The following is a 24,226-nucleotide window of genomic DNA, read 5'->3' as shown; positions in this document are numbered from 1 at the left end:
TCTACGATCTCCTATTGGCCCATTTTATGAAAATCGCAATGATTGATCAATATCGTTGTTTCTATCGTAACGATAGATAAATTAAATGATCGGTATAAATCCTTTATGCACCGTCAATACTTGGAACACCTTTGCCAGGAAACGGAGAACACAACATGCAAGCAACCGAAAAAATTACGGGAAATCAGCTGGGCTTCTTAATCTTTACGTTCATCATCTCCACGAACTTATTAACCGTTCCTTCCTTTATGGTTATGTTTGGCAAGCAAGACGCATGGTTGTCTGCCCTAATCGCGCCTATTACGGGAGTTGTTTGCATCCTCGTGATGATTGAGCTCGCGAAACGATATCCGGGACAGACCATCACTCAATACAGTTCGAAGATTCTAGGTAATGGCTTAGGAAAGTTGGTAGCGGCCAACTACGCTTATTATTGGTTTGTATCTATTACTACTGTTACGATGCAGCACACGGGATTTATCAGCACGTTACTGCTTCCGACAAGCCCTACCCTTATCATTAGTCTAACGTTTCTCGTCATGTGCGGACTGGCCGCTCGCCTTGGCATAGAAGTTATCGCCAGAAGCACCGAATTCCTCACCTTATTACTTCTCGTTTTTTTCATACCGCTTTTAATTCTAACGCTAAGAGAAGCTAATTTTAACGAAATTAAGCCGATTCTAAGCGGTGGCATCTATCCGGTCCTTCAAGGAGCAGTCAACCCGGCAGGAGGATTTATGAATCAGCTCTTTATAATGGGATGGCTCCTTCCCTATTTAAATCAGCCTAAGGCTGCCCGCAAGGTTTCCTTTATAGCGCTCTCCGGCATCACTCTGCTCTCCGTAAGCATCGTATCTCTTACGATTATGATCTTTGGTCCGCTTACGAGCAAACTGACCTATTCCTTTTTGAGCGTTGTCCAATATATCGGAGTCGAAGGCTCTTTCGAGCGGCTGGAGGCAATTGCGGTTTCCACGTGGGTAATTGGTTGTTTCGTAAAGGTTTCGGTATCCATGTTTATTTTAAGCCTCTGCGTGAGCCAGTTATTTGGGCTGCGTACTTACCGAAGCTTGATTTATCCGCTTACGCTGCTATCTTTGGTCGGATCCGTCTGGATTTTCAAAAATAGCGCCGAGCTTCTCAATTATCTCGCTTTCACTTTTCCTTTGTTGGCTTTCATTAATCAAAGTCTGATCCCTATATTGCTGCTGTTGATTGACTCGATACGAAAAAAAGGAGCGCGCTCAATGGTTCAATAAACGCATACCGATTGGTTCAAGCCAGATTTGAAAAGCGAGGATAAAGCTCGGCACCTTTACATGAGCCATCAGCAAGGAGCCGATCAGCATGGAGACGCCCAAAATCCCCCCGCAAACGATGACTTCCCTTGTCTCTTCCTTTGCCCGCAAGGACTTAAAATGATAAATAAAGCAAACGATCACAAAAAGCACATAGACAATGATATGGGCAGTCAATGTTTAATCTCCTTCTCGCTTAATTGCAACGGAGGTCCAGCCATTCCGGCTCCGCCAATCGAAAGCTTCACGTCAACGGTGATGTCTGCTTCGGAAAACTTGCTGTCCCATTGCGTTTGAATAGCTTTCCATTCCTTCGGCTTATTCCGGTAAAGCTCCCGCCCTAATCCTATGGCATCCGCGGAAAAGCGCTTCTGAAGCTTCATAACCGCATCCTGAATTTGTTTTTCCGCTGCCTTCTCCAATGTTTGTTGTACCAGAATTAGATTTTGCGGTCGTGTAACATCCAGAGTCGAATTATTCTCGACAAGAGAACCTTTCGCTTGCAATAGGATCTTGAATTTTATTTTATCTTCTGTAATTTCCGATTTGATGGAGCGGTTGGCATGAGAAACAATTATTCCCACATTCCCTTTGCCATCCGGCAGCTCCGAATTGATTCTGCCATCCTCCATATGATCTCTCGCCCAATTTAATCCATCCGTCTCGTAACTATTCAACAGACCGACTAATTTCATGTTTTTAAACACGGCAGTCCCCGACAGCTTGAACACGCTGGTTTTACTTTTTCCGGTGCCTTCCGTATCCGTCTCTATAACCCCCATGATCGGATGAATCCCCTGACTGGAAGAAGCCATGAAGAAATCCCGCAAGGTTACGGCGATTTCGCTTTGCTCGATTTCCATTTCTTTAACTGCTTCCATTGGCACTTGGTCAAAAGGATACTGCGCTTCCAGAACCTGTCTTGCTTCTCCTCCTTTTACAGCCATAATGTACGTTCTCAGACGTTGGCGCGGATCATGCGCGAATACGTCAAGGACATCGTTAATCCCTTGCCGACCCAGCGATTCGCCAATAAATATCACGCTGCGGTGAGAGGTGAACAGCCTTCGCGAGCTCTTCTTTTGTATCTTCACAAACGCATCGCTGACATTTTTTCCAGTGGCAGACAAGACAAAGAACTTTTTGGGCTGCTCGCCAATTCCCCCGGACTGTGAAGCGGAGGGGATCGCAAATTGCAGAGTCAGCAGACTTTCCCCGTTCTCCGTCAAATCAAACGCAGTCCCCGTTATAAAAGCAAGATCGTTGATTTCCGTACGGTCCCAACAACCGCTAGTTAGAAGGATGGGCAAGATCAAGCAAATTCGCAGCAATCGTTTCATGTCGGATCCTTTCTCTTTCTTCGCGACTTGCTAGCAGCTACTTGCGCTTATTACGCTCGGGACTTGGCTTTTGTCCGGCTGGTTCTCGAACCGGATTGCTCATTCCTGTCGCCTGAGGCCTGATTCTTCTCGCCCAGATCGGTGCTCGAGTAAGGATATCCTTCAGATTGGTCATCGTTATCGGACCAAGCGGCGTCATATACGGAACGCCAAACGAACGGAGCGAGGCGACATGCAATACGATGCATAGAAATCCGAGCACAATCCCGTAAAGACCAAGCGTTCCCGCTAAAAACAAGATCGGAAATCGCAGCAGCCGGATACCGCTCGAGAAATGAAAACGAGGGATGGCAAACGTGGCGATACCCGTAATGGACACGATAATAACGACAGGAGCGGATATAATCCCCGCCTGCACGGCAGCCTGTCCGATAACTAATGCTCCTACGATACTGAGCGCTTGTCCAATCTGCTTGGGCATACGAATGCCCGCTTCCAGCAGCGCTTCAAATACAATCTCCATGGAGAGCGCCTCGAACATGGCTGGGAAAGGCACGGCCTCCCTGGAGGACGCAATACTCAGCACCAAATTTGTCGGAATCATTTCTTGATGAAAGGTTGTTATCGCCACGTATAAGGAAGGAGCAAAGATAGCGATGAAAATGAACAAGAAGCGAATCCAGCGGACAAAGGTTGCAATTGGCCATCGAATGTAATAATCCTCGCTTGCTTGGAGTCCTGTCCAGAATGTCATGGGAACGATTAATACAAATGGGGTGTTATCCACAAGTATGGCTGCTTTTCCTTCCAGAAGCTCGGCAACAACGACGTCCGGGCGTTCCGTGCTATGGACTTGCGGGAAAGGCGAGTACGGCAAATCCTCGATAAATTCTTCAATGTAACCGGAATCGAGAACGCCGTCTATCTGAATTCGGGTTACCCTGCTGCGAACTTCTTCAATGAGCGAATCCTCGGCAATTCCAACGATATAGGTTATGACAACTTGCGTTTGCGTTAATTCACCGATTACGACGGACTCCATCTTTAGCCTTGCCGTTTTCAGTCTACCCCGTATCAAGCCGATGTTCGTTGCTATATTTTCAATAAATCCATCCCTAGGACCGCGGATAACCTGCTCCGAGGATGGCTCTTCGAGACTGCGATGTTTGACTCCGTTTGCCTTGACCAGCAAGGCCTGGCTGTCCGAATCCGTTAAAACGGCCGCGTAACCGTCCAATAGTTGACGAACAATCTCCTTCACATCAGAAGACAGCTTTGTCATTCCCGCGGAGATGATCGATTTTCCCAGAGCCTCAGCTCCGGAAGAATTACGACCTTGCTCTTGCTCAATATCGCTCTCGAACAAAGCTTTCAGGATATGATCGTCAATCAGCTGTTCGTCGGCAAGACTCGCGAGATAGATAACAAGAGATTCTTGTCCGGAGTAACATACTTTGCGGAAAACCATATCGGAGCAGTTCTTGAATATGGCTTGGAACATCGCCTCGTTTTGATCCAAAGCAGAGGACAGATCGACATACTCGATATCCTCCGGAGATCCTTCAGCTATGAATGGATGCTTTGGTCTAGCCTTCATCCATTTCTTGAACCGTTTCACTCCAATGCCCCCTTCGCAGAACCTTCGTTTCGTTTTATCTTTCCAATTATTGCCTCATTTTATTCGAAGAAAAAGACAAGAAACCATAAAGCACTACTTCCAGATAGAATTAATCATTATTTCGTTGAACAACAAAAAACCGCCCCTGAACAAGGACGGTTCGATATAAATAGATTAGAAGGAAGGCTGCTGATCCCGGAACGCCTGCTTCACTTGGATTAAGGACGCCACATTACGCGTGGTAATGGAGTGCACGCCCCATTCGGCGTATTGGCGCATGAGCGCTTCATCCTCAACGGTCCATGCGTATACCGGCATGCCAAGTCCCGCGGCATACTCCACAAACTCCTGCCGCAAGATTCCGTGATAAATATTCACTCCGGTGCAGGAAGCTTCGCGGGCATCCGCGCAGGTTTGAATCATTGCTTCCCGGTAAGGCAGGGTCTTAAACAATTCGACGTTGGTGTTAAGCAGCTTGCTCATTTCCGGCTGCAGCCGCTGCGCGAGAAGCGCCCGCTCCCGCTCGCAGCCGGAGAAGAAAGCTTGCTGCGACAGGCCGAATTTGCGGACCAGCGCCGCAACGGGCTCGATCGCCGCATCAACCTTCAAGTCCAAATTCACGATTTTACCGGAAGCTTGTACGAGGGGCAGAATATCTTCCAGCTTAAGGAGCGGCGGCACGGTACCTTTCTCCGACTCGGCATGCCATTCGGTCAGCTCCGCGTAACTTCTGTCCGCTATATTCACATTAAACCGTTCAACGGTAAGCCATTCTTCATCATGCGCCAGCACGGGAATCCCGTCCCTGGTCACCCGGATATCCTCTTCCACCACGTCGGCGCCAAGCTCAAGCCCGATTTGGACCGATCGAAGCGTATGCGCTTCCGTGTTCATGCTGCCTGCATGAGCCGTAATCAGCGGAAAGCTTTGCGTCATTCCCGTCACACTCCTAATAACCGTCTTTCGTTCATCATAAGCTTATTCGGATTCCGCGTAAATCGCATTCGTAAAAGCAATCATCGTACGCATACCCCGTACGTTTCCTTTTAGCTCTGCCCGAACCCATTTTAATCCCTTACCGGTAATGACGAAGCGATATTGCTCCTGCTCCGGACTCGCCGGCTGCTCGCCAATAACGCCGAGGTTGCTCATCAGCGTGATCGAATATCGAGCTTCGGGAAATGCCCAATGGCCTGCCCTAACCTGAAAATCAATGTTCACGAGAGCTTCGTAGCTAAGGCTTCGCTCCTGCACCGGTACGTTGTCGCCGATCGTATAAACGATCTTGCCGGAATGCAGCTCCAGCGTCACTAACGGTCCCATGGTCACCGAAGCTCTCCCTGCGGCAAGCGCGCGTACGGCTTGTTCCGTTAAGCTGCCTTCGGTTTCGTCGAGCTGCAAATACGTCACCGGCAAGGGTTCATCCGTCAGTTCCTGCGCATGCCAATCGCGTCCTGAAGTTGCCGCAATCCGGAATCCGTCGTTCAACCTCTCGGTCCATAGACGAAACGCGCGGGCATTGTCCGTCTTAATCGACGGGAACGTACCCGACCATACCTCGATATAATCCAGCTGGTTCCAGTCTCGAATTTCAAACTCCCAGAAGCAGCCCGTGCACATCGGATTACCGATGCGATAAGGATGCGCCATGCCGGCAATCCCGCCAAACGCATGAACCTGTTCGATCCCCTCGTGAATATCGCCAGGACCTGCGGGACGCCAGTCCACAAATTCCGTTAGACCAATCGTCACCATATGTCCGTAGAACGTCGTCCATTCCATGCCTGAAATAATGGTCAAGCCGGTCTCCTGCTCCACACTTTCCCTATCCTTCAAGCCCGTCATCGTATTATGGTCGGTCAGCGCCACTGAGTCAAAGCCAAGCGCCTTTGCTCCTTGCGCAAGCTCCAGCAAAGATTGCCTGCCGTCGCTGTGGTTCGTATGACTGTGCAGCTCGCATGCCATCCAGCGCATTCTATTAAGCCTCCTCATGATGAATTCGCAGGCGGTATCGGCAATGATCCGTTACAATTTCATGAAGACTTAACGTAACGCGCCACAGCCCTTCGCTCAATTCGCCGCTGACGAAACCCGGAGAAGCATCCTCGCCTGCGATTAACAGCAACTGCTCCGGATCATGCCGATGACCGGCTCCGCGGTGCCGCTTGGGGTCGTCGACCGAAACGGTAATCAGGTTTTTAAGAGGAAGAAACGATTCCCACTTTTCCAATAATCGAGCGCGCTGCGCCTGCTCCGTATACTTGTTGATGCCGGCCGCGATTAACGGATGAGCTTGCTCGCGGTCCTCGAGATTTTTAGGCTCGTAAGAGAAGCCGATCCAAAGCTTGCCTCCCTGCCGATCCAGATGAAAGCTGTAGGCAATATGCGTTTTGGAGCATACCGGAGTCACCTGTCCCTCCGCTTCCAGAACAAGACGTTTCATTATGAACGCGCCCCCTCTTCCTTAATCATGCTGCGAATGTAGAAGTAGCCCATAAACGAGCAGAGCAGGAAGGTGAAGAATGCGAGTGCGGAAGCCTGCTCTTTTTCCTGAAACACGCCGAATATTTGCTCCATGGACACGCCAAGCATTTGCGGTGCATTAGGTCCAAGCAGGAACGGCGCGGTGAACGAACCGATTACGCCCATAAAGACGAAGGTTACCGCCACAAGCAGCGTTTTGTAAGTGAGCGGCACGATAAAACGGATGAAAATGCGAAGCTTCCCCGCACCTACGTCTTTCGCGCTTTCCATCACCGAGTCCGGAATTCCCGCCAAGGCAGAGCCAAGCAGCATCGTTGTGAACGGAATGTTGAACCACAAATTAGCGATAATAATGCCTTTCATATCGAAAATAAGGAGCGGAATTCCGCTTCCGCCAAACAACAGCACCCACCGGGCTACCCAGCCGTGGTTGCCTAACAGCTGAATCAAGCCGTACGTCGCAATGACCGACGGAATAAACATCGGGATCATGTACATATTCCGAATCCACTTGACTAACTTGCCTTTGTTGAAACGCATGTAAGCTGCCAGCGCATAACTAACGATCAGCACGATGACGACCGATATAACCGTTACTTCCAGCGAAAATACGATATTGGAGCGCATCAGCTTGTCGGTGAACAAGAACTTGTAATTCGACAGGTCCATGCCGCCCTCTTTGTTGGTCAAGCTTTCTTTGAACGAGACCGCGATTGGGATGACGACCGTGAGGAACAGCAGCAGAAAAGAGGGGATGACCAGAAGCAATCCCAGTATCCCCATTTTCACTTGTTTGTTCATCATTGCGCCGCTACGTCGCTTTGCCAGCGTTTGTTGATTTCATTGCCCAAATCGCCGATGTTGAAGGTCCGGAAGCCTTCAGCCACGCCTTTGAAGGAATCCTGAATGTCCTGCGGCATGTTCGATAGCTGGATGCCAGGGAACCCGTGCATCTTGGTCACCACAACCGCTTGCGCTTCCGGCGACAAGACGAAGTTCAGAAACTCGTTAACCGCGTCTTTCTTTTCGGACAGCTTCGGTACCATCAAGTAGGTCGGGCCGCCGTTGAAGCCCGGGGTAATTTGCGCGATATTCGTCGAAGCCGGAAGCTGGCCGTTACCGATTTGCTCAAGCGCCATGTCCGACCATGCCGGGATCATGTCTACTTCGCCGCTGATGAGCAGATCCAGCGTGCCTTGGTTTTTCTTCGGATAAATGCCTTTACCGTAAACGTATTTGCCGAGGTCCTTCAGCGTATCGAATCCTTTGTCCCATTCCTTCTCAATGCTTGGGTCGGAATTATGAATCGCATCCTCTGGAAGCTTGTCGTACAGCGTTGTCGTCACAAACGAGCTGCCAGCTCCGCCCGTGGAAGGATCGTTGTAAGCGAAGCGTTCCGGATTCGCTTTAATCCAAGCGAACAACTCATCGAGCGTCTTCGGAGGCGTTGGCACCTTCTCGCTGTTGTATGCGAGCACCACGGCGGACGAACGATACGGAATTGCCAGGTTGGATACGTCCTTCATCGTATTCGCGTCAACGGAAGCAAGGTTGCCGATTTTAGCCGGATCAAGCGTTTCCCACAGATCGTCCTTTTGCCCTTGGGTTACGTTGCTTAGCCCGTCCTCGTACAGATCGATTCCGCCGGAGCCTTTGCCTGCCTGCTTCGCAGCAAGAATGCGGTCATACGTCGGCTGCGCGCCTGTGCCGGATGGAATATACACCTCTTTAACCTTAATGTTCGGATGATCCTTTTCGAACATCGGTATAATCGTATCCCATAGATTTTTTACGTTCTCGGAGCCTGTAAAGTAAAAGCTGAATTCGACTTGCTGGGCAGACGGATCCGCCGAGGCCGTATTCGTCGCTCCGGCGTTTGTTCCGCCGGCATTGGCAGTATCCGAATTATTGGAGTTCCCGCAACCCGCGAGAAGAGCAGCGGTAACGGTTGTTACAGTCAGTAAAGTAAGGGTGGATTTTTTGCTTAACATGCTTATTTGCCTCCTTGGCATTGAGGAATTTTTGTTCTCGTTCGAGATGCGATTTGCTTAAACTTCCGGATACGTAATGACTTTCTTGAAGCTGATGTAAACCTGGTCGCCTGAATTTAGCTCCTTCACGGCATCCCGCGGCTGAAACGCCCGAATGACGCCATATTCCGGTAATTGGATCGATACTTCGGCATAATGGCCTAGAACCATAATCTGCTTGACGATACCGGGCAAACCATCTTGGCCATGACTTGACAGCATGACATCTTCAGGCCGGATTGCCAGCCACACCGCGCCGGACAACGATTTCGAATTTGGAAACCTCAGCTTTCCTACCATTACTTGACCTTCCGAAACCACCCCTTTCAAAAAGTTCATTTTGCCGATAAATTGGGCGACATACAGCGTGTTCGGATGATCGTAAATTTCTTGCGGTGATGCGATTTGCTCAATGTTGCCGTGATTCATAACGACGATCCGGTCGGAAATCGACAGCGCTTCTTCCTGATCATGCGTAACGAATACCATCGTAAGGCCCGTCTCCGCCTGAATCTCCCGCAGCTCTTCACGCATCTCATGCCGAAGCTTCGCGTCCAGCGCCGAGAAAGGCTCATCTAGCAATAGAACGGCGGGTTTCAAAAGCAGCGATCTGGCAAGAGCAATACGCTGCTGCTGACCGCCCGAAAGCTGGCCCGGGAATTTGTTTTCGGCATCCGGCAAACGTACGAGCTTCAACACTTCCGTAACTTGTTTGCGGATATCGGCTTTTTTCACCTTGCGTATTTTAAGACCAAATGCCAGGTTATCGAACACGGTCATATGCGGCCATAGATTGTAGCCTTGGAATACCATTGAGGTCGGACGTTTCTCCGGCGGTGATTTAAGCACGCTCTCCCCTTCGATGAGAATATCGCCGGAATCCGGCTCTAGAAATCCGCCGATGCTGCGCAGCACCGTCGTTTTGCCGCAGCCGGAAGGACCAAGCAGCGTAACGAGCTCACCTTTATGCACATCAAGCGAGATCGAAGTAACCCCTTCGCCGGTGCGGTATCGTTTCGAAAGCTGCTGCACGGATAGCTGGATTTCCCGGCTGTCCCGAACCTGGTGATTTTCTTGCCTGCCCTGCTTACCTTGAATGCCTTGATTTTCTTGAACACCTTGAATGCCTTGAACCATACCCGTAATAGCCTCCCTTGTCTTGCGATAATTGCCTTGTTACTTCAATGTGAACCCGCTGGACATGACATCCGCGCTAACGAAACGTTTGGCTGCGAGCAGCAGAATAATCGTTGGTGCCGTCAAAATGATGGAAAACACCGCGCCAGCAAAAGCGGGATAATCGCTGATAATCGAATACATGACGATCGGCATCGTTTTGTAATTCGGGATGCCAACCAGGAACGTGCCCTGCGCTTCGTCAAGCGAGTTAAGGAAAGTGAAGATGGAAGCGACGATGATGCCTGGCAGTGCCATCGGCAAGGTGATTTTAAGAAATACGCGGAACGGACCCGCTCCCACGTCTCTAGCCGATTCCTCCTGTGCTTGATGCACATTCCGGAAAGCGGCCGTCGGAATCCAAGTCATAAACATAAGCACGTTGATCATATGGATCAAGACAACGCCAAGCAGCGTATTCATGAGTCCAAGCTTGTAGAAAAGCACCGCGATCGAGACATACAGCCCCATCTTAGGGAACGCATGGGTCAGCAGAAATGAGAACAGGAAGAATCGGCTGAACGGAAACCGGATGCGGGCGAACGCATAGGCTGCCGGGATGCACAATACAATTGACAACCCGGTTACAATCGCCGCGATCATAAAGGACAAGCCGATTGACTGTGGGATGTCCTCCTGCTTGAAGACGAAAGCCCACCATTTCATAGACCACTCCGTTGGCATAACGTCCGGATAACTCCATTTTCCGGTGAAAGCTAGAATAGCCAAGTTCAGAAGCGGTCCTAAAAAGAAGATGACAAAGATGACAAGCACGATAAATTCAATGATTTTCCTTGTTCCAAGTGCCTTGAAATACCAGCGCATGAAGAGTTATCGCTCCTTTCGGTATGGATCTATAGTGATCTGGTAGACTGTCTGACGATCAGCCGGGGCACCAGTTGGTTGGGATGCGCAACATTCTGTTCCTGACGGATCAATTGATCGAGGAGCCGAACGGATTGCGTGCCCATATCCCCGGTATCCACCTTGACCGTCGTCAAGGATGGCGAGAACATTGCCGCGAAATCAACGTCATCGAATCCTACCACCGACATTTGCTCGGGAATCCGGACCGATTGCTCCAGCAAAAATTTCATAACGCCCATGGCAAGCATGTCATTGGTGGCGAAGAGCGCCGTATACCCACCCTCCCGGAATTGCTCCCACTCCCGGCTCATAATCTCGTATCCTTCTGCAAAGGTCGAAGTAGCCGCTGATTGGATTGCCGCATCGGCTTCTTGGATACCAGCCTGCCTGATAGAAGTCATAAATCCCTTTAGGCGCAAATGATGACTACGATGACTTTGCGGCCCCGCGACAACAAATATTCGCTCATGCCCGGTCTGCGTCAAGAACTCGGCGACCATTCTGCCGCCTTCCTCATCCTGATTGACGATATGGATAACGCCATCCACATCCGTCGAACCGTTCACCATAACGAATGGGATGCCGAAGCTCGTTATGTGATCAATCACGTTCTGTTGTAGCCGGCTGATGAGAATAAGCCCGTCCACCCGCTTCTCGATCATGAAGTCGGCCGAACGATACGACATATCGTGATCCGTTGTAACGAATATCGAATAATTCAACCGTGCCGCTTCCAACAAGACGGCATCGACGATTTTCCCGTAGAAGGGATGCGAGGCAATCGGAAGTTCACTTCTATATAAGAGCACCCCGATGTTATGTGTTCTTTGCGATACCATAGCCCTAGCGACCGCATTGGGTTTATATTGCAATTCCTCGACTAACCCAAGAACCTTATCGCGCGCTTCCGGACTGGAATATCCATTCCCGGAAATAATCCGCGAAACGGTAGATTTGGATACCCCGGCGCGCCGGGCGATTTCTTTGATGGTCGGATTGTCCACGGTGCACTCCCTTTCATAGCTGTGAGACCGTTCCCATATGGGATCGTTCCCATACGTATAGATTAAAGAGCGGATGTTTCTTCTGCGTTAAACCGAGCCTAAGGAATTGTAAATCCAGCGCTAAAAAGTTCCAGAAAAATGGAAAACCACCGAATCATGTCATGATTTCGGTGGTTTTGTGTAAAATGTAAATTTATCAACAAGCCAAATGTCCATCCCTTGGACAAATCGTTTTAAATTTTCGTAGCTTGATAAACAAACTTCTGATTGCTGTTTGAAGGTTTTGTTCCATCCACAAAATCAGTGCAAACCGTTACGTCAGAGAAACCAATACCCTCTAGAATCAATTTGAACTCTTCTACCCCATACCAGCGCATGGCAAAACGTTGTAATTCCGTTTGGATCAATACCCCTTTTCGCCACTTTTCATATTTCAAATAGCTGACACGGTATTGATTGAAGAACAAATCAACTTCCACATTCTTGCCTTCCATCGTAATGAGATCACCATTTGGCAAGTGATAAGTTGCCGTACCGTCCCATCGCCCTAATTCCGAACTGTTGTAATTGTTGTCAGGCAAAAACAGATCAAGGATCAACCTTCCGCCGGGTTCCAAATGTTCATATAGCCGTTTTAATACCTGTATCGACTCCTCCCGTTGTTCAATCAACAAAAACGAGCCCCCAGGTATAATGATCGCTTCATATTTATGCGGCAAAGAAAGCTCCTGCAAATTTGCTTGATACAAGTCCGGAGCTAATCCACGTGCTTCGCAGCGATAACGGCAAGAAGCAAGCATTTGCGCGGAATAATCAACCCCGTCGACGATTAATCCTGATTCAAGGAGAGGAATGATCACTCGTCCAGAGCCTACCATGGCCTCTAGAATACGTCCTTTGCAGTGCTTAAGTTTTTCGCGATAATACTCTATATCTCCGCTGAAGGATTGCCCGACTTTTTTAGTAAGGTCATAGACCTCTGTGCAAAGTTCACCATAATAACTGAAAGACATATGTGCTTTTCCTCCGAAGATATGGATTTTTCAAAAACAAGTGCATCATCAATAACATATTAGTCGGGAGGAAAATTCTGGACAATGGATTTTTTTCTTTTAACTCAACTGTCCATATAACCTTCGTATATTTTTCTGGCCAACTCGTCAACTTCACAGAGTTTTTCGTTTTCAGTAGGGGCTATAGCTATTCTTAGTAAATCTGGAGCGATTGCTTTTTTTACTTCAGACGATAAATGCGGTATAAGAAATTGAATACATGCAAACTGCCAAGTATCATCACCACTGTTAAGTATCATTCTTATTGGAGGAATGATGTCCTCTGGTTTAAAACCAGCTAAAATGATGCAAAGTTCTTCTGCAATAGGCCAGTTAATGTCTTGTATCCACTCAAACAGCTCACCGATTATCGGCTTCAGATTGATTATTAACGGATCAATTGCTTTTAACTTTACTATGGCTTCCTCGTCGAATTTATCTTTTGGTACCAGTTCATTTATGGAGTACACGTTTCCACTCCTCTATCCGATTTCTCTATAGATGATTTCTACTGCTGTTTTATTATAAGGAACTTAAAAACCAAGCAGCTTAAAAATAAAAGGCTCCTTAATGTCCTCCGCTTTATAGCAGTTTTTAAAATTTTCTTTAAGCAAAAGACTTCGACATGCAGCTCCTGACTCTTCATATATATCCGTACTTACATTTAGATCAATATTCCTGTATTCATTATATTTAGGGCTTTCGTTTTTTATAGACAGGATGTCTGATGCTTTCCAAGACATCGAAAAATCATTCTTATGATTACTCGAATATACCTTTTTCTTCTCGCCGGTCTGGGTTTGTTCAACCTCAACGATATACATTACTCCGCCAGCTGCACCGCCATAATTTAAATAATACGAGCTAGCTTCATATTTACCATCCGGTGATTCTATTGGACCCAGAAATAATGTTGCGTATATCTTTTTTTCATGCAGTCCCTCCGTCAACAAACAGTTCGAAGTACGCGCCAAAGTGATTGGTTTCCTTCTTTACCCCTTACCACCTTGCTATCGATAGTGACATACTATAATTTCAACTTCCGTATCTTCAAAAACTTGCGTTATAATTTCTCTTACTTTTCCCCATTGAAGCTTATCAAGCCCGCATCCTATCTGCGGCATAGCAAGCTTGGTTATTCCTTCAGCTAAGCACAGCTCTTTCATTGATACAACAGCCTGGGTAAGAGATTCGTATGTGGGTTTATGCCAGTATTTCGATTTGGTAATTAGATTCAAAGCTCCTCCCACTCTATAGCATTTCCCTATTTCTAATGGACTCTTGTTTGCCATATCTAGAAGAAATTTAAGCTTAAACCGTTTTCTGAACTCAACTGCAATTCCTGCACCCATTTTTGCATCCGCAGAAATGCAATGCGCTAAGTAATAATCCTCCGTCATAGTGAACAGGTCTTTCTTTATTTCTTTAAAATCCACAATATGCCTTCTTCCTTAAAATGAATTCAACTCGGAAACTCAATCATAAACCTCTGGCTTATTTCCCAATCCATGTTACCACATATTGGAACAACACTTAGTTTGATTTCAATAAAAATGGCAGCTGATCCTCTGATGTGATGATTAACTGCCATTTCCACTCTATTTCCTAGCTTTTCAAGTACCTAGCTGCTTCTTTAATACGAGCAGTTGCTTATACTCTTCATCAAGCTGCGCATACCGGATGTCGGTTGGCTTCAGCATGCTTAATTCCGCAAGTACAAAAACGATTCGATTCGCAATAACCAGCTTTTCCTCTTCCAATTGCTGTTCGTTCTTGTCTCCTGAAGCAAGGATACTCAATGTCCGCTCGCGAAACGCTTCGTAGCCGGATTCAATCCGCTTTATATTGCCATCTTCAAAAACAAGCAGCTTCGTGCAGATTTTATCCATCAGATATCTGTCATGCGAGACTACGATAAGAGTTCCGCGATACTCCGATAATGTCTCTTCAAGCTGCTCGCGGCTTGCCAGATCGAGATGGTTCGTTGGCTCATCCAATATGAGCAAATCTTGCTCGCGCATCATTAGCAGCGACAGCTTGATCCGCGTGCGTTCACCAAGACTTAGCTGAGCGATCGGCTTTTCCAGCATTGACGCATCAAACCCCATATTGGCCAGCAAGGTCCGTGCTTTCCCAATATCGCTCCGGATTTCATGGCTCTCCTGCAAAAGCTCGAGAACGGTTTGCTGCTGATTAAGATCCGATACATCCTGCGTTAAATACGCGACCTTTGCAGTTGGACTAATCCATAGCTGACCGGAGTCTACCGATTTATTGCCTAACAGCATCTGAATAAGCGTCGTTTTCCCGCAGCCGTTAGGACCAAGCAAACCGATTTTCTCCCCGCGTTGCAAATAAAAGGAGCTATCTTTAAACAAGGAGCGCCTGCCATACGACTTGCTAATCTGCTGTGCTTCCACGATTCGCCGGCCGCGTTTGTCTGGGTGATCCCAGCCGAAGAATACCTTTGCTTCCTCATTAGGCTTCTTCACGCCTTCTATCTCAATCTTTTCCAGGCGATGAATGCGGGATTTGATTTGCTTATCCATGCTTTTGGCTTTACTGCGATAGAATTCCTTCACGCCTGCACGCATCTCAGCCATTTTCCCAACTTTACCGGCTTCGCGATGCGCTTTCTCGGACCAGCTTTTCAACCGCTTGATTTCCGCTTCAATCTTCTGCTCGTATTTCTGCTGTTCTTCATACTGATGCAGTTGACTCTGAAAACGGCGGGACTTTTCCTCCCGATAGAACGTGTAATTGCCAGGGAATGACGTAGAGACGCCATCTTGCAGCTCGATAATCCGGTCCACCGTTTGATCGAGAAAATAACGGTCATGCGATATTACAATTGTTGTGCCGTTATACCGTCGTAGCTCTTGAACGAGACAATCGACGCCTTCAAAATCCAAATGATTCGTCGGTTCGTCGAGCAGCAGAATATCCGGTTTGGAGGACAAAATATGGGCAATCGCCAATTTCGTCTTCTCTCCCCCGCTTAATCCCGCTAAACGCGCTCCGTCCCACTCTTTCACCTTTTGCAAGCCGAAATGGCTCGTAGTCTTTAGAAACTGCTCGGTTTCATGGGACTCATCGGAATGGTCCATCATGTTGCTGAAGGTATTAACGGTATACGAAGTCGATTGCAGCAAATAACCGATTCGAAGTTGATCCTTGTGGAAAGTGATCTTACCGTTGTCAGGTAGAATCGTACCAAATATCAGATTGGCGAGCGTTGTTTTGCCTGCCCCGTTCATCCCGACCAAGCCAATCCGCTCTCGGGATGCCAGATCGGCGTCTACGTTCACGAGCACATTCGTGTCGCCAAAGCTTTTTGTAATTCCACGTAAGGTTAATATTGTCATTCCAATCACCGCTTCTAGTTTAGTTGAACAACTGACAAGGGGTTATGATTGTCGAAGACAAAAAAACCGCAGGGCGCGCCTGCGGCTAAGGATATGCGGATATAGAAATAGCGTGAAAACACCCTAAATAGACGCCAATAAATGGCATTCACCAAGGTGGTAGGAGTCCTCTCCAATAGACACACGTATCCTAATCCGCTCCGCGCATAGGCTGAGCTCTTATCGCTTATCGTCATTTTCGAAAATCATGATCGACAGGAAATTAGGTCCACATGATGTCTAATTAGATACCTCCAATAACTTTCAAGTTAACCCATTATAGCATGATAACCTCTCACTCGCATGCCTTTATTTGGAAAATAAAAAAAAGGGTCCTGAATCCGACATGGGATTATGAAAAGCAATATGCAATTATGGAATGGTCGTTTCAAAAAATGCAAGGTCAATCTTTAGATCTTGAAGCTGTTTTAGGTGAACTTCGGATATATGCTCCAAGAGTTTGAGACCTTTGTCCGTTAGAGAAATTAGAGTACTTCTCGCATCATCCGGATTTCGCCGGCGCTTTATAAGTCCGGACTTCTGGCAGCGGGATACTAATCCGACGCAAGCATGATGCGTTATTTGCAATTTCTCTGCCGCCTCCGAAATAGTCGCATAATCACGACCTGGATAACCTTGTATGGCTAGAAGCAGTTGGTGTTGCTGAGGAGTTAAACCCACTTCCTTTGCAACGCTTTCACTAAACTGCATAAATACCCGTAACTTGTATCTGAAGCTAGCCAATCGCTCGTACAAGGATTTTGTAACAACCGGATTTGACATTAATACATGCTCCTCTACATATTTATATCGTAATACGATACATTTTCTAAAAGGATAAGCCTGTAGCCAATGAAGGCATTTGGATTCCATTTTAGATTGGGGATGAGTTTATGAAAGCAATGGAAATTATCAAATCCATTTCCATCGGAATATTGATTGCTGTATTTGCTCTTGGTCTTTTACCATTCTTAGTCGTATTTAGTTTAGCAGATATGTACGGTATCACGGAGAATTACGAATGGCTGGAGACATCGTCACTATTGTTCATGTTTCCGAGAAAGAAAAAAGAGGAGGAAGAATAGTTGTTAAGCCTTATTTAAAGAAAGCCTTCTCTCTATATATAATATGCCTGACGTTATTTCAGTAATATAGATTTATAAGGCGCATACGCCACCAGCCTTGGTATTGGTAGTTTTTACATCTTAATCTACATTCCCGTCTTTGTTAAAGTGGATAGGACATGTGAAGACGAAGACAGGAGCTTACTTAAATATGAACCTTCTTTCCAAAGCCATTATCGGTTTGCTTGGAGCAACAACGATTGCGGGCGCGATTTATGGCTATAAAGAACATCAGCACTCTAGGCAATGGGAACAGCAACAGTATCGTAACATCTTGTATTTGGTTCAAATGCAATCCATGTACTTGAACGGTTTTGACTATTCACTTGCGGAAGCACTTGCAGCCAACTCTCCTGGCAAGCGTCAAGAGGCAATCGATGAAGCCATTCAGGACTCAGACCTCATCAAAAGCGTACTTACCAACGGATCTGCAATGATCAACTTCCAAGGGTTATATTGGCCAGCCTACGAATCATTTGCAATCGATAGCAGTCGATACCTGCCCTATCCTGCCAGCGAGAAAGGACCGGCGCTCCTTTCGGATCAATTGGAACAAATTAGTCGGATGCGTAAATATGCCCGCACTGCGATGCCTTACATAGATCGAATGAAAGCAAATGGCATCTCTCTCGCCGAAATTCAACGTATCTCGTTAGAGATGGAGACGGCACTCAGCCAACTCAATGGGATTTCAATTTACGGCAATAAAGATTTCAATGACTTCCAGTACAATCTGAATCCTTACACGCCGTCGAAGAAAGGGACTGTGTTTGCAGGCGAGCCTATCTATAAAGCAACGGAACTGGCGGCTAAAGCCAAAATCTTCATGGGCGATAGCTGGAACAAGGGCCCCGGCAAACAATTCGTTCATATGATCTCAGGCGGTAGCAGCCCCGATTTAGGAGAGGTCATGGACTTTACATTATCGGATGCCAACGGAAAAAGGACTAGCCCGTATATCGTTACGCTAAGCAAAAGCGGACACGTCATTCGGGTGACGCGCAGCGACATGCAGAAAGAAATTTCTCAGCAGACGGTAGACATGAAACAAGCCGTTGCGCTCGCAGACGAATGGATGAAACGTTGGTCCGATGACCACCTGACCCTCATAACGAAAGAGAAATCGACTACCTCGATTCAACTCGTGTATATTCCAGTCCGAGAGCAAGTCCCTATTACGCAAATGAAGGTTGTATGGAAATTCGATGCGCAAACGGGCGATCTGATGAATTTTGATGCATCCAACTATTTTAAAGATTACAATAAAAGTTTTCCTCTTCATCCCAAGCTTACAGCGGAGCAAGCTGCCGCGGCAATCAGTCCGAACTTGCGAGTGACCGGCTCGCCTATACTCGAAATTCACGAGAGCAAGCTCGTGTATAAAATACCCGTGTCTGGCGTAGAGGGCATTGCGCTTGTATACATCAATTCACTTACTGGCGGCACGGAAAATATCGCTTATACTCCGTAAATCAATCATTCATAAAACTGTAGTCTATTCTCAATCAACATTATAAACACCTCTGTGCGCCAACCGGAATAAGCTTAACGATAGGCATCTATCCCATATGCGCTTATATCACAGGATAGGCGCACAAAGGAGTGTTCAGGTTGGTTGAAAAGGCATCTCACTATTTTGCCCGCGGCAATACGGCACACGGAGCTCATATTCTGTACAAATCAGCTTTCCAAGGGCTTGATCGAATTCTCGTCCTAATGGGTCCCCGTGGTACAGGTAAATCCACAATCATTCGTAAATTAGCCGATAGTCTGTTGGACAGCGGGCAGCAGGTGCAATGCTTTCATTCCCCGCTTCGACCTGATGAGCTGGACGGTATTATTGCAACCGAATTAAAGGTTGGCATTGTTGACGGGCAAGCTTGCGACTGGAACATAGAGGGCGGAGCAGGTGCAGTGATTGAGATCGATTTCGGCGTGGCACTCGATAGCAGAAATTTTTCCATGAATGCTATTGGTATAATCGAAGAGCTTAAAGAAAAGCTTAGCGCTGCTTATTCCAAAGCCTATGAATCTTTTGCAATCGCCCTGCGAATTCATGATGAATGGGAAAAATTTTATATCGAAAGCATGGAATTCGATAAGGCGGATGAAGTCACGCAGGAATTGATTGAGGAATTGTACGCTGGTCATGAAATCGGAACGCCAACCATTGGACGCCATTTGTTTTTCGGCGCAGCGACTCCGAAGGGTGCTTTTGATTTTATTCAAAGCTTGACGGCTCCATTAAACAGGAGAATCTTTATCAAGGGAAGACCGGGTTCCGGTAAATCCACGCTTCTGAAAAAACTTGCGGCAACGGCCGAGAAGAATGGCATCGAAGTTCAACTGTTTCATTGCGGTTTTGATCCAAACAGTCTGGATATGCTGATCTTCCCGAAACTTAGCACAGCTATATTCGACAGTACCGCTCCTCATGAATACTTTCCGGACCGGGACGGGGATGAGATCTTGGATATGTATGAACGTACGATGATCCCAGGAACGGATGAAACGTATGCAGTGGAAATAGCGGAAATTAAAGAACGTTATTCGGCGAAAATGAAGGAAGCCACCTCCCATTTGGCGGCAGCGGAATCCATAGATTCACAGATTAAACGCTTTTACACAGCTGCGACGAATTTTTCAATTATTGAGAAACTACGCCTTCAGCTGCAGTCGGAACTAATGAACCACAGCCTATAGCAACAGGTGAAAATCGTTTAGGCCATCCTTTCGGAATGGCCTATTGCGTCGTTATGCTGGCTTTCCTCAATCGTATACATTCAAATGCGCTTTTGCTAGCTCAAGCATCGGTGAGGTTATGGAATCAAATTTTTCACGTTCAATTAACGGAATCCATGCAATTTCTATGATATCAAGGTTATCTTGGTTATCATTATCGAGATACAATTCTCCCCCAACAACTTCTCCTATGAAGCTAAACTTCTCGTTTCCCTCGTGTAACAATGCCTTCAATTGAATATCGAATCCCGTCTCTTCATGAACTTCCCGTATACATGCTTGTTCGGGACTCTCTCCTTCTTCCATTCCGCCCCCAGGAAAATTCCAAACGATATCTCCCCGTTCAACGTATTGTTTAACCATAAGCACAGAGTCATTTTGTATAATAATGGCTTCGGCAATCAATAAAATAACACCCTCTTCTCGTTCAACTTCATAGTAGGCGTTCCTGTAGGCAAAAACTCATAGAGCTTAGGCTTATCGGCCATTCGAATGATATTGCCATATGTAAATTCACTCATATTTGCACCTCTCTTAACTGTTCGTCAATCCCAAACTTTAAGGCGCTTTACCCCGGCTGTTCTTAAATAGCTGCCTCCTTTCGAGTTAATATCGTTACATTATACCAGAACTTACGTTCGCAACACATCTAAAAATAGTAGAATTACATGGAATTTTCTTATCGTAACTAAAAACAGACAGACTATTTTCGAGCTTTTACTTGTGAAAGCCTGCTAATTCAAGACGGAATTAAGCCTATCGTCAGGATGCAATAACAGTCGAGACAATCCCTTAAGACTATAAACCCATGCCTCATAAAATGGCACCCGGGCGATGTCCTACCATCGCCTCAATTCATGAAAGCGTGTTCAAAATCGATTTGGATACGTCTATAATGTTTCGTAAGACGAACGCGTCTCAAGCATTCAAAGAGTGGTGGTGATGCTGCCGCAGTACCAAAATGCCGCAATGGGAGGCCGAAAACGATGGCTAAATACCGAGCATTAGTAACGTGTTTATTGCTTCTGGTTTTCATGATTAGCGGATGTTCGAGCGGGACCTCATCTAACAGCAGTACGAAAACGCTTACCCTTTGGTACTGGAACCGGAGTCTGGACGATAACCTGATCCACGAGGTCCAGAAGCAGTTTCCGGGAATTCGCATCAACGCCCAGAAAATCGGGGGCGACTTCAAATCCAAGCTGAAAACGACTCTCGCCGCCGGCAAAGGCGGCCCGGATATCGTCGCCTTTAACGACTGGGTCACCGAGCTGTTCCCAAGCGCCGACCGCTTCTACAATTTGTACGAGCTCGGAGCGAAGGACATCGAGGGGGACTATCTCGACTGGAAATGGCAGCTTGGGGTTACGCCGAAGGGCGAAATGATCGCCATGCCGATTGACACTGGTCCAACAGCTTTATTTTACCGAGAGGACTTGTTCGAACAAGCGGGGCTGCCAACCGACCCGGAAGAGGTTCATCGGATGATGGGCACTTGGGATGACTACTTCGCCGCAGGCGAAAAGCTTCAGAAGGCGCTTGGCGGCAAGGTGAAGCTGCTTGACAATATCGGACAGGTGTATAACCAAGTCAACGCGCAGTCGGATAAAATTTATTTTGATAAAAACGAAAACTTTATTGGCGAGGATCCCTCCTCTTCCATGAAAAAGGCGTGGGATCTCGCGGTAAAAGCCTCGCAGATGGACTTGCTTGCCAATACAGGCACCTTCTCCACCGAGTGGAACGCGGCGATGAACAACGGCAAGATTGCCTCCTTCGTGGGAGCCGTATGGAGTAAACAAATTCTGATGGACGCGGCTCCGGATACGGCGGGCAAGTGGCGCGTCGCGAGAGCTCCGGGCGGAGACGGCAATAACGGCGGCTCTTTCCTTGCCATTATGAAAACGAGCAAATACCCGAAGGAGTCCTTCGAGGTGATGAAATGGCTGCTGAATTCAGAGAATCAGGTGACAAGCTTCAAGGAGCTCAACCTGTTCCCTTCCGCCTCCAAGGCGCTCGATTCGGATGCCATGAAGATGAAAGAGGAGTTTTTCGGCGGTCAAGCTACGGGTGAGATTTTTACGGAGTCCGCCCGCAACGTGAAACCCTCGTATTTCGGAACGAAATACTCCAACCTAAACGGAATCGTTAACCGAGAGCTGTCATCGGTTGCCCTTGAAGGCAAAAGCCCGGATAAGGCTTGGAATGACGCGCTTTCCAGAGTAAAAAAGGAGCTGCTGCGTTAAAGAATCATACCATCCCGGCAATGGAGGTAGAATCTGATGGCTCAACCCTTACAGAACCGAACTCAATTCGATAGCGGAAGCTCCATGCAGCTCTCGGAGCGGAAGCGAGGTTTAGCGTCTGAAATATGGAAGCACCGGAAACAATATCTGGCCATTTCTCCCTTTTACATCTTGTTTGCCGTCTTTGGCTTATTCCCCATACTATTCTCGATGTATCTTTCTTTCCAGAGATGGGACGGCATCGGCGTGATGACCTATAACGGTCTCAACAATTATCAATTTATGGTCACCGATCCCGAGTTCTGGAAAGCGGTAGGCAATACGATCCTGATCTGGATCTATTCGTCCATTCCAATGCTGTTTTTCGCGCTTATTATCGCGTTTTTGCTGAATGCGTCGTTCACGAGGTTCCGCACCTTCTTCCGCATCGGTTATTTCTTGCCGAACGTCACATCGCTTGTAGCGGTTGCCATTGTGTTCAGCACGGTATTCTCCAATAATTACGGGCTGCTGAACTATTTCCTGTCCCTCTTCGGACTTTCCCCCGTGGAATGGCTGAACAAAACCTGGGGCATTCAGCTGGCCGTATCCGTCATGGTCATCTGGCGATGGGTCGGATACAATGCCATCATTTATTTGGCGGGACTCCAGAGCATTCCTACCGTTCTCTATGAGGCGGCCAAAATTGACGGAGCCACGGGCATCCAGTCCTTCTTCCGCATTACGATCCCGAACTTGCGGCCGATTATTCTTTTCACCGTCATTACTTCCACCATCGGAGGCATGCAGATCTTCACCGAATCGCAAGTGCTCGTCGGTAACGACGGCGGCGTCAGCGGCGGGGGGCTGACCATCGTTCTCTACCTGTACCGGGAGGCATTTGTGAACAATTACTTCGGCTACGGTTCCGCCGTAGGCTGGGGCATGTTCATATTGATAGCCCTCTTCTCGGTCTTCAACTGGCGGATCGTTCAGGGCGGCGGTGCCAAAGATGAATAAACGGGGTGATACGCATGGTTAAAAGGAAATCTGCCCTCCTGCTCTATCTCGGGCTTATTATTGGACTTGTCGTTTCCGTCTTTCCTTTTTACTGGCTGGCCGTGATGGCCACGCGTACGACAGCGGAAATATACAGCTTCCCTCCAAAGTTTTGGTTCGGGACGCATTTTATAAGCAACATAACGCGGGTGTTCGATAACGTTGATTTCTTTGGCGCGTTTCTCAACTCGCTTTTCGTGGCCTCCTGCAGCACCTTGCTGGTGTTGTTCTTCGATTCCTTGGCCGGCTTTACGTTCGCTAAATTCAGTTTCCCGGGCAAAAAGTGGCTGTTTGTCCTTCTGCTCGCAACGATGATGGCGCCGTCGCAGCTCTCGCTCGTTCCTTCCTTCGTCATTATGGCGAAGTTCGGGTGGGTAGGCTCCTTCAAGGCGCTGATTATTCCCGGTATGGCCAATGCGTTCGGCATTTTCTGGATTCGCCAATACGCGCAGGAAGCCGTTCCATCCGAGCTGCTGGATGCCGGACGGATCGACGGCTGCGGTTATTTTCGTCTCTACTGGAACGTCGCCATACCTATCCTTCGCCCGGCGTTGTCTTTCCTGGGGGCATTTACTTTCATCGGTTCCTGGAACGATTATCTCTGGCCGCTGATCATCCTTAATGATGAAAGCAAATTTACGCTGCAGGTGGCGCTCTCCTCTCTGAACGGAATTTACGTGACCGATTATGCGATGGTCGTCGCGGGCACGCTGCTGGCGGTAATCCCGCTCATCGTCTTGTTCCTGTTTGTCAGCAAGCAGTTTATTTCCGACATCGCTGCCGGCGCGATCAAAAGCTGAACA

At 47.6% G+C, this 24,226-nt stretch carries 25 protein-coding genes; 7 read left to right on the top strand and 18 right to left on the bottom strand.

What is annotated here, in order from left to right:
* Positions 1-155 precede the first annotated feature (155 nt).
* Positions 156-1,259, top strand: coding sequence for a GerAB/ArcD/ProY family transporter (locus PGL01S_RS05190; protein ID WP_127492128.1), 1,104 nt, complete (start codon positions 156-158; stop codon positions 1,257-1,259).
* Here PGL01S_RS05190 and PGL01S_RS05185 read toward each other — a convergent pair.
* From PGL01S_RS05185 to PGL01S_RS05105, 17 genes are all read right to left on the bottom strand, one after another.
* Entirely contained in the window at positions 1,245-1,475 is a 231-nt protein-coding gene (locus PGL01S_RS05185) for a hypothetical protein (RefSeq protein ID WP_127492127.1), read from the bottom strand. The genes PGL01S_RS05190 and PGL01S_RS05185 overlap by 15 nt on opposite strands.
* The gene (locus PGL01S_RS05180; protein WP_127492126.1) at positions 1,472-2,638 is read right to left on the bottom strand and encodes a Ger(x)C family spore germination protein; all 1,167 of its coding nucleotides are present in this window, start codon (positions 2,636-2,638) and stop codon (positions 1,472-1,474) included. Before PGL01S_RS05180 ends, PGL01S_RS05185 begins: the two co-directional genes overlap by 4 nt.
* Before the next feature lie 37 nt (positions 2,639-2,675).
* Entirely contained in the window at positions 2,676-4,256 is a 1,581-nt protein-coding gene (locus tag PGL01S_RS05175) for a spore germination protein (RefSeq protein WP_127492125.1), read from the bottom strand.
* A gap of 174 nt (positions 4,257-4,430) precedes the next feature.
* Positions 4,431-5,192 carry a glycerophosphodiester phosphodiesterase gene (locus PGL01S_RS05170; protein WP_127492123.1) on the bottom strand — a complete coding sequence of 254 codons (762 nt, stop codon included), beginning with the start codon at positions 5,190-5,192 and terminating at the stop codon, positions 4,431-4,433.
* Positions 5,193-5,234: 42 nt separating this feature from the next.
* Positions 5,235-6,230 carry a CehA/McbA family metallohydrolase gene (locus tag PGL01S_RS05165; protein ID WP_127492121.1) on the bottom strand — a complete coding sequence of 332 codons (996 nt, stop codon included), beginning with the start codon at positions 6,228-6,230 and terminating at the stop codon, positions 5,235-5,237.
* Positions 6,231-6,234: 4 nt separating this feature from the next.
* Positions 6,235-6,699 carry a hypothetical protein gene (locus tag PGL01S_RS05160; protein ID WP_127492119.1) on the bottom strand — a complete coding sequence of 155 codons (465 nt, stop codon included), beginning with the start codon at positions 6,697-6,699 and terminating at the stop codon, positions 6,235-6,237.
* Positions 6,699-7,541 (bottom strand): ABC transporter permease, encoded by an 843-nt coding sequence (locus PGL01S_RS05155; RefSeq protein ID WP_127492389.1) that lies wholly within the window; start codon positions 7,539-7,541, stop codon positions 6,699-6,701. The genes PGL01S_RS05160 and PGL01S_RS05155 overlap by 1 nt, the downstream gene beginning before the upstream one ends.
* Positions 7,541-8,731 (bottom strand): extracellular solute-binding protein, encoded by a 1,191-nt coding sequence (locus tag PGL01S_RS05150; RefSeq protein WP_127492117.1) that lies wholly within the window; start codon positions 8,729-8,731, stop codon positions 7,541-7,543. Before PGL01S_RS05150 ends, PGL01S_RS05155 begins: the two co-directional genes overlap by 1 nt.
* A 57-nt stretch (positions 8,732-8,788) precedes the next feature.
* Entirely contained in the window at positions 8,789-9,814 is a 1,026-nt protein-coding gene (locus PGL01S_RS05145; protein ID WP_127492386.1) for an ABC transporter ATP-binding protein, read from the bottom strand.
* 132 nt (positions 9,815-9,946) lie between these two features.
* Entirely contained in the window at positions 9,947-10,771 is an 825-nt protein-coding gene (locus PGL01S_RS05140) for an ABC transporter permease (protein WP_127492115.1), read from the bottom strand.
* 29 nt (positions 10,772-10,800) lie between these two features.
* Positions 10,801-11,817 (bottom strand): LacI family DNA-binding transcriptional regulator, encoded by a 1,017-nt coding sequence (locus tag PGL01S_RS05135; protein WP_127492113.1) that lies wholly within the window; start codon positions 11,815-11,817, stop codon positions 10,801-10,803.
* Positions 11,818-12,050: 233 nt separating this feature from the next.
* On the bottom strand, positions 12,051-12,830 hold the full coding sequence (locus PGL01S_RS05130) for a class I SAM-dependent methyltransferase (protein ID WP_127492111.1): 780 nt from the start codon (positions 12,828-12,830) through the stop codon (positions 12,051-12,053).
* 104 nt (positions 12,831-12,934) lie between these two features.
* Positions 12,935-13,339, bottom strand: coding sequence for a DUF5071 domain-containing protein (locus tag PGL01S_RS05125; protein WP_127492109.1), 405 nt, complete (start codon positions 13,337-13,339; stop codon positions 12,935-12,937).
* Between the two features lie 63 nt (positions 13,340-13,402).
* Complete coding sequence (locus tag PGL01S_RS05120) at positions 13,403-13,843, bottom strand: DUF5412 family protein (protein WP_127492107.1); 441 nt, start codon at positions 13,841-13,843, stop codon at positions 13,403-13,405.
* A 36-nt stretch (positions 13,844-13,879) separates the two neighbouring features.
* On the bottom strand, positions 13,880-14,305 hold the full coding sequence (locus PGL01S_RS05115) for a macro domain-containing protein (RefSeq protein WP_164775384.1): 426 nt from the start codon (positions 14,303-14,305) through the stop codon (positions 13,880-13,882).
* Between the two features lie 177 nt (positions 14,306-14,482).
* The gene (abc-f, locus tag PGL01S_RS05110) at positions 14,483-16,234 is read right to left on the bottom strand and encodes a ribosomal protection-like ABC-F family protein (RefSeq protein ID WP_127492104.1); all 1,752 of its coding nucleotides are present in this window, start codon (positions 16,232-16,234) and stop codon (positions 14,483-14,485) included.
* Between the two features lie 411 nt (positions 16,235-16,645).
* A complete protein-coding gene (locus PGL01S_RS05105) occupies positions 16,646-17,056 on the bottom strand; it encodes a MarR family winged helix-turn-helix transcriptional regulator (protein ID WP_127492102.1) in 411 nt (136 codons plus the stop codon).
* A gap of 110 nt (positions 17,057-17,166) precedes the next feature.
* Between PGL01S_RS05105 and PGL01S_RS05100 the strand changes: the two genes are divergently transcribed.
* The 3 genes from PGL01S_RS05100 to PGL01S_RS05090 all read left to right on the top strand — a co-directional run bounded on the left by PGL01S_RS05100 (position 17,167) and on the right by PGL01S_RS05090 (position 20,100).
* Positions 17,167-17,358: a hypothetical protein gene (locus PGL01S_RS05100; protein WP_127492100.1), complete on the top strand. Its 192-nt coding sequence runs from the start codon at positions 17,167-17,169 to the stop codon at positions 17,356-17,358.
* 160 nt (positions 17,359-17,518) lie between these two features.
* Complete coding sequence (locus PGL01S_RS05095) at positions 17,519-18,868, top strand: hypothetical protein (RefSeq protein ID WP_127492098.1); 1,350 nt, start codon at positions 17,519-17,521, stop codon at positions 18,866-18,868.
* 140 nt (positions 18,869-19,008) lie between these two features.
* Entirely contained in the window at positions 19,009-20,100 is a 1,092-nt protein-coding gene (locus PGL01S_RS05090) for a PRK06851 family protein (protein ID WP_127492095.1), read from the top strand.
* A gap of 66 nt (positions 20,101-20,166) precedes the next feature.
* On the opposite strand, the gene PGL01S_RS05085 is transcribed toward PGL01S_RS05090, so the two are convergent.
* Complete coding sequence (locus PGL01S_RS05085) at positions 20,167-20,544, bottom strand: NUDIX domain-containing protein (RefSeq protein WP_127492093.1); 378 nt, start codon at positions 20,542-20,544, stop codon at positions 20,167-20,169.
* Positions 20,545-21,125: 581 nt separating this feature from the next.
* On the opposite strand from PGL01S_RS05085, the gene PGL01S_RS05080 reads away from it, so the two are divergent.
* The 3 genes from PGL01S_RS05080 to PGL01S_RS05070 are packed head-to-tail and all read left to right on the top strand — an operon-like array spanning position 21,126 to position 24,223.
* Positions 21,126-22,385, top strand: coding sequence for an ABC transporter substrate-binding protein (locus PGL01S_RS05080; RefSeq protein ID WP_127492091.1), 1,260 nt, complete (start codon positions 21,126-21,128; stop codon positions 22,383-22,385).
* A 36-nt stretch (positions 22,386-22,421) separates the two neighbouring features.
* Complete coding sequence (locus tag PGL01S_RS05075; protein ID WP_373864147.1) at positions 22,422-23,384, top strand: carbohydrate ABC transporter permease; 963 nt, start codon at positions 22,422-22,424, stop codon at positions 23,382-23,384.
* A 14-nt stretch (positions 23,385-23,398) separates the two neighbouring features.
* Positions 23,399-24,223 (top strand): carbohydrate ABC transporter permease, encoded by an 825-nt coding sequence (locus PGL01S_RS05070; RefSeq protein ID WP_127492089.1) that lies wholly within the window; start codon positions 23,399-23,401, stop codon positions 24,221-24,223.
* Positions 24,224-24,226 lie beyond the last annotated feature (3 nt).

The sequence above is a fragment of the Paenibacillus glycanilyticus NBRC 16618 genome (assembly GCF_004000805.1).
In the GTDB taxonomy this organism is placed as follows: domain Bacteria; phylum Bacillota; class Bacilli; order Paenibacillales; family Paenibacillaceae; genus Pristimantibacillus; species Pristimantibacillus glycanilyticus.
The sequence above is the reverse complement of the archived record's forward strand: the minus strand, read 5'-3'. Positions and strand labels throughout refer to the sequence as shown.

What these genes read in the sequence shown, in the direction of transcription:
- PGL01S_RS05105 (WP_127492102.1), bottom strand. Translation starts at nt 17,056, where the DNA reads ATGTCAAATCCGGTTGTTACAAAATCCTTGTACGAGCGATTGGCTAGC.
- PGL01S_RS05150 (WP_127492117.1), bottom strand. Translation starts at nt 8,731, where the DNA reads ATGTTAAGCAAAAAATCCACCCTTACTTTACTGACTGTAACAACCGTT.
- PGL01S_RS05080 (WP_127492091.1), top strand. Translation starts at nt 21,126, where the DNA reads ATGGCTAAATACCGAGCATTAGTAACGTGTTTATTGCTTCTGGTTTTC.
- PGL01S_RS05140 (WP_127492115.1), bottom strand. Translation starts at nt 10,771, where the DNA reads ATGCGCTGGTATTTCAAGGCACTTGGAACAAGGAAAATCATTGAATTT.
- PGL01S_RS05180 (WP_127492126.1), bottom strand. Translation starts at nt 2,638, where the DNA reads ATGAAACGATTGCTGCGAATTTGCTTGATCTTGCCCATCCTTCTAACT.
- PGL01S_RS05170 (WP_127492123.1), bottom strand. Translation starts at nt 5,192, where the DNA reads ATGACGCAAAGCTTTCCGCTGATTACGGCTCATGCAGGCAGCATGAAC.
- PGL01S_RS05075 (WP_373864147.1), top strand. Translation starts at nt 22,422, where the DNA reads ATGGCTCAACCCTTACAGAACCGAACTCAATTCGATAGCGGAAGCTCC.
- abc-f (WP_127492104.1), bottom strand. Translation starts at nt 16,234, where the DNA reads ATGACAATATTAACCTTACGTGGAATTACAAAAAGCTTTGGCGACACG.
- PGL01S_RS05130 (WP_127492111.1), bottom strand. Translation starts at nt 12,830, where the DNA reads ATGTCTTTCAGTTATTATGGTGAACTTTGCACAGAGGTCTATGACCTT.
- PGL01S_RS05155 (WP_127492389.1), bottom strand. Translation starts at nt 7,541, where the DNA reads ATGAACAAACAAGTGAAAATGGGGATACTGGGATTGCTTCTGGTCATC.
- PGL01S_RS05070 (WP_127492089.1), top strand. Translation starts at nt 23,399, where the DNA reads ATGGTTAAAAGGAAATCTGCCCTCCTGCTCTATCTCGGGCTTATTATT.
- PGL01S_RS05190 (WP_127492128.1), top strand. Translation starts at nt 156, where the DNA reads ATGCAAGCAACCGAAAAAATTACGGGAAATCAGCTGGGCTTCTTAATC.
- PGL01S_RS05160 (WP_127492119.1), bottom strand. Translation starts at nt 6,699, where the DNA reads ATGAAACGTCTTGTTCTGGAAGCGGAGGGACAGGTGACTCCGGTATGC.
- PGL01S_RS05165 (WP_127492121.1), bottom strand. Translation starts at nt 6,230, where the DNA reads ATGCGCTGGATGGCATGCGAGCTGCACAGTCATACGAACCACAGCGAC.
- PGL01S_RS05100 (WP_127492100.1), top strand. Translation starts at nt 17,167, where the DNA reads ATGAAAGCAATGGAAATTATCAAATCCATTTCCATCGGAATATTGATT.